This is a genomic window from Lentzea sp. NPDC054927 (assembly GCF_053610285.1).
The window spans coordinates 1-4368 of sequence record NZ_JBSGXZ010000095.1; the positions used below are offsets into that span (position 1 = coordinate 1).

At 66.5% G+C, this 4368-nt stretch carries 7 protein-coding genes; 5 read left to right on the top strand and 2 right to left on the bottom strand.

Features of this window, described 5'->3' with window-relative positions:
* Positions 1-64: 64 nt before the first annotated feature.
* The gene (locus tag ACWGE0_RS45585; RefSeq protein ID WP_452267081.1) at positions 65-484 is read right to left on the bottom strand and encodes an NUDIX hydrolase; all 420 of its coding nucleotides are present in this window, start codon (positions 482-484) and stop codon (positions 65-67) included.
* A gap of 75 nt (positions 485-559) precedes the next feature.
* Here ACWGE0_RS45585 and ACWGE0_RS45590 point away from each other — a divergent pair, with 75 nt between their 5' ends.
* The 4 genes from ACWGE0_RS45590 to ACWGE0_RS45605 all read left to right on the top strand — a co-directional run bounded on the left by ACWGE0_RS45590 (position 560) and on the right by ACWGE0_RS45605 (position 2967).
* A complete protein-coding gene (locus ACWGE0_RS45590) occupies positions 560-778 on the top strand; it encodes a hypothetical protein (RefSeq protein ID WP_086663077.1) in 219 nt (72 codons plus the stop codon).
* Between the two features lie 64 nt (positions 779-842).
* The gene (locus ACWGE0_RS45595; protein WP_452267082.1) at positions 843-1403 is read left to right on the top strand and encodes a PH domain-containing protein; all 561 of its coding nucleotides are present in this window, start codon (positions 843-845) and stop codon (positions 1401-1403) included.
* Between the two features lie 36 nt (positions 1404-1439).
* The gene (locus ACWGE0_RS45600; RefSeq protein ID WP_452267083.1) at positions 1440-2297 is read left to right on the top strand and encodes a PHP domain-containing protein; all 858 of its coding nucleotides are present in this window, start codon (positions 1440-1442) and stop codon (positions 2295-2297) included.
* Positions 2298-2352: 55 nt separating this feature from the next.
* Positions 2353-2967 carry a MarC family protein gene (locus ACWGE0_RS45605; protein WP_452267085.1) on the top strand — a complete coding sequence of 205 codons (615 nt, stop codon included), beginning with the start codon at positions 2353-2355 and terminating at the stop codon, positions 2965-2967.
* Here ACWGE0_RS45605 and ACWGE0_RS45610 read toward each other — a convergent pair whose 3' ends face one another.
* Entirely contained in the window at positions 2968-3270 is a 303-nt protein-coding gene (locus tag ACWGE0_RS45610) for an ArsC/Spx/MgsR family protein (RefSeq protein WP_452267084.1), read from the bottom strand. It abuts the gene before it with no gap.
* A 42-nt stretch (positions 3271-3312) separates the two neighbouring features.
* Here ACWGE0_RS45610 and ACWGE0_RS45615 point away from each other — a divergent pair, with 42 nt between their 5' ends.
* Positions 3313-4152, top strand: a complete 840-nt coding sequence (locus ACWGE0_RS45615) for a RecB family exonuclease (RefSeq protein WP_319971249.1) — start codon at positions 3313-3315, stop codon at positions 4150-4152.
* Positions 4153-4368 lie beyond the last annotated feature (216 nt).

The following is a 4368-nucleotide window of genomic DNA, read 5'->3' on the forward strand; positions in this document are numbered from 1 at the left end:
ACCGAGGCCCACGGGCAACGTCTCGTTTGGCGTTGAGCCCCTTCCCCGATCGCGTGAACCCTGATCAGGCCCTGGGCAGGCAGTTCCATTCGGAAAGCGCTTCCAGGAGGCCGTCGGTGGTCGGAAGTGTGGCCAACGTCGCACTGTCGACCCAAGCGACATCCGATGCGTCGTCGCCCGCTCGGAGCACACCCGACGTGACCTGGCATTCGTAGTCGAAGATCAAAAAAACCCCGTTCGGGGCCGGTCGTTCCACGCTGCCGACGAGGCGGCCGACGGTGACGGAGAGTCCCGTCTCCTCGGCGACTTCCCTAGTCACGGCAGCCTCGTCCGTCTCTTTTGACTCCACGCGCCCGCCTGGTATCGACCACAGGCCCTCACCAGGCGGATTGGCTCGTCGCACGAGCAGTAGTCGCCCGTTCGAGTCATGTACGAGGGCTCCGACACAACGGATGGTGCGCTCACTGCTGCCCGTCACGAACACGTAGCGTAGTCACCCCGGAACGGCGGTGCAGTCCACTACCCCGGCTGCGGTACAAATCTCCCAAGGTGCTGAATCGTGCTGTACAACGGTCACGAACGGCGCCAAACGGGTGCGGACGCGGACGGGGTGGACACCGTGAACCTGAAGAAGATCCTCACTTTCGCCGGGATCGCCTTGCTGCTGTTCTTCCTCATCGCGGAGCCGCAGCAGGCCGCCCAACTCGTCACCAACATCCTCAACTCGCTGCGAACTGCGGCTGAGGCCCTGATCACCTTCGTGCGACAATTGTTCTAGTTCACCCGGCTTTCCGGGCGGGCAGGACAGGGCACTGGCTGGTACCAGGAAGGGCTGGTAGCGCATGTTCGCACCACGTGATCCGGACGACTACCTGTTGTCGAGCGAGCGTCGGGTCATCCGGGTGCGCAGGCACTGGTCCTACCTGATCTGGGACGTCCTGGAGGCGGCCGCGCTGCTGGCCGGCTTCATGATGATCTCGTACCTGCTCCCCGGCAACGCGGGCGTGATCCAGAACGTGCTGTGGTACGGAGCGCTGCTCGTGCTGCTGCGCTTGTCCTACTTCATCATCGAGTGGTGGGTCGAGCGCATCGTCGTGACCGACAAGCGGTTCATGCTGACATCGGGCGTCTTCGAGACCAAGGTCGCGATGATGCCCATCAGCAAGGTCACCGACCTCACCTACGAGCGGACCGTGGGCGGACGCATGTTCGGCTACGGCACGCTCATCGTGGAGTCGGCCGGTCAGATCCAGGCGCTGAACCGCCTGGAGTTCCTGCCGGACCCCGAAGAGGTGTACGACGCCATTTCGGAGCTGACCTTCGGCGACAAGAAGGCGCAGGCCGAGCGGTTCTCGATGATCAAGGCACAGCGGGCGGCGCGCGGCAAGAAGATGGTCCCGTAGCGGGGTTCGTTTGCGACGTCGTCCACACTGGACGACGTGGTCATCGATCTGCACACCCATTCGACCGAGTCCGACGGCACCGACAGCCCTGCCGAACTGGTGAGGGCCGCGGGTCTAGCCGGACTCGACGCGGTAGCGATCACGGACCACGACACCGCTGCCGGATGGGCGGCGGCAGCTGCGGCGTTGCCTCCTGGTCTGCGTCTTGTGCGTGGGGCCGAGCTCTCCTGCGCGTGCCCTGACGGTCGTGGGCGCACGATCACCGTTCATCTGCTGGCCTACCTGTACGACCCGACGCACGCCGCGTTGATGGCCGAACAGTCGAGGCTGCGCGAGGAGCGGCGGCACCGGCTGCAGAAGATGGCCGAGATGATGAAGGCCGACGGATTCCCGATCGACCCCGCCGACCTGATGTCGCGGCTGCCGTTCGACGCGCCGGCCGGTCGTCCGCACCTGGCGCAGGCGCTGATCCGCGCCGGGGTGGTCACCTCCGTCGACGAGGCGTTCGCGACCTACCTGACCGGTGGGCGCTACTACGTGGGGCGGACGGACACGCCTGTCGAGCGCGCGATCGAGATGATCGCCGAGGCCGGTGGCGTGACCGTGCTGGCGCACCCGTTCGCTCGCTCGCGCGGTCCGATCGTGACCGCTGACGTCGTGCGTTCGCTGGCTGCGGCCGGCCTGGGCGGGGTCGAGGTGGATCACCCGGACCACGATTCGGACACCCGTGCCTCGCTGCGGTCGCTGGCCTCTGAGCTGGACCTGCTCGTCACCGGGTCGAGTGACTACCACGGGACGAACAAGACGGTGCGGCTCGGCGCGGAGACGACGGCGCCGGAGATGCTGGATGCTCTGGCCGAGCGGGCGACAGGCGGCAAGATCCTCGTCGGGTAGGTCGCGCAGGTCGGATCGGTCCGGTAGGTCGGGTAGGTCGGATTAGGCGGTGGCGATGTTCAACGTGCGGCTGTTCGTCGAGGCCACGATCACGCTGCTGGTGATCATGGACCCGCCCGGCACGGTGCCCGTGTTCCTGGGGCTGGTCGGCCGCAAGTCGCGGGAGGCGCGGAAGCGGGCCGCGCGGCAGGGCGTGCTGGTGTCGTTCCTGGTGATCACGCTGTTCGCGGTGGCCGGCAACACGATCCTGGCGTACATGCACATCGGGATTCCCGCGTTGCAGGGCGCCGGCGGGTTGCTGTTGTTGCTGATCGCGCTGGACCTGCTGACCGGCAAGGGTGCGACCAACCACCCCGAGGTCGAGGACGTCAACATCGCGCTGGTGCCGTTGGGGACGCCGTTGCTGGCCGGGCCCGGTGCGATCGCCGCGACGATCGTGTTCGTGCGGCAGGCGGACGGGGCCTGGGGCTCCTACTTCGCGCTGGCCGCGGCGATCGTGGCCGTGCACCTGATCCTGCTGGGGACGCTGCGGTCCGCCGGCCTGCTGATCAAGGTGTTCAAGGAGAGCGGGATCCTGCTGATGGCCAAGATCGCCGGTCTGCTGCTGGCCGCGATCGCCGTGCAGCTGGTCGCGTCTTCGGTGCAGGGGTTCATCTCGTCCGGGGTGTAGCTAGCGCTCGATGTGGGCCGTGTTGCCGTCGATGATGATCGGGCGCTCGATCAGGCTCGGGTTGGCGACCATGTGCGCGATCCACTTGGCGCGGTCGTGTTCGAGGTCCGCGGGGTAGGCGGGTTCTTTCGTTCGGGCGATCTCCCACGGCTCCTTGCCGAGAAGTTCGAGGACGTGGTCCAGCTCTTCTGCGGTGGGGACGTCGTCCAGGTAGCGGCGTTCGGTGTACGGGGTGCCCGCGTCTTCCAGGCGTTGCTTGGCGGCTCGGCTCTTGGAACAGCGGGGGTTGTGCCAGATCTCCATGCCCGTCATTTTCTGTCAGTGGTGCTGAGTAACTTGGGGCGGGTGGAACAACTCGGCTTCGACTTCGGCACCGCGGCACCGCGTCGGCTCGTGCGCGTCACGCCCGCGAAGCTCAACACGTGGACGGACTGTCCTCGTCGGTTCCGGATGACGTACCTGGATCGGCCTTCGCCGCCGCGGGGTGGGGCTTGGGCGCACAACACGCTGGGGGCTGTTGTGCACAACGCGTTGAAGGCGTTGTTCGATCTGCCTGCTGATCGGCGGACGCCGGAGCAGGCGGTGGCGCTGGTGAACCGGCAGTGGAAGTCCGAGGGGTTCCGGGACGTCGATCAGGCCGCGGTGTATCGGGAGCGGGCTGGGCGGTGGGTGCACGACTACGTGTCGTCGCTGGATGTCGCGTTTGAGCCGTTGGGGGTTGAGCGGTGGGTTTCTTCGCCTACTGAGCGGATTGTTGCTGAGGGGCGAGTTGACCGGATCGATTACCGGGACGGGGAGCTGGTGATCGTCGACTACAAGACTGGGCGGCATGTGCTGACTTCTGATGATGCTCGGGGGTCGCAGGCGTTGGCGTTGTACGCGCTGGCTGCTCGGAGGACGTTGCGGAAGCCTTGTCGGCGAGTGGAGTTGCACCACTTGCCGTCGGGGACTGTGGCTGAGTGGGAGCACACCGAGGAGTCGCTGGGGCGGCATGTTCGGCGGGCTGAGGAAGCTGCGGATGAGATTGATCTGGCTTCGGAGACGTTGAAGGCTGGTGGGGATCCGGAGGTGTTGTTTCCGGCGGTCACTGGGCGGCAGTGTCAGTGGTGTGATTTTCGGAGGTCGTGTGCTGAGGGGCAGGCGGCTGTGCCGGGGATTGAGCCTTGGTCGTTGTTGGCTCCGTAGGGGGATTGAGGGGCGCTGGCTTTGAGGGTGGTCGCCTTGCGGGCGGCGAGTTCGGCCTGCGTGCTTTCCCTGGGGGACTCCGTCCCCCAGACCCCCTGCCAATCTGATCTGGGGGTGCCTTCGCCGTGCGTGGGTTGATGGCACGCCTGTTGCGTTGGGCGGAGTTGCGTTGCGTGGGTGGTGCGGTCCGGGCGGGTCCCCGTCACGAGTCGGGCC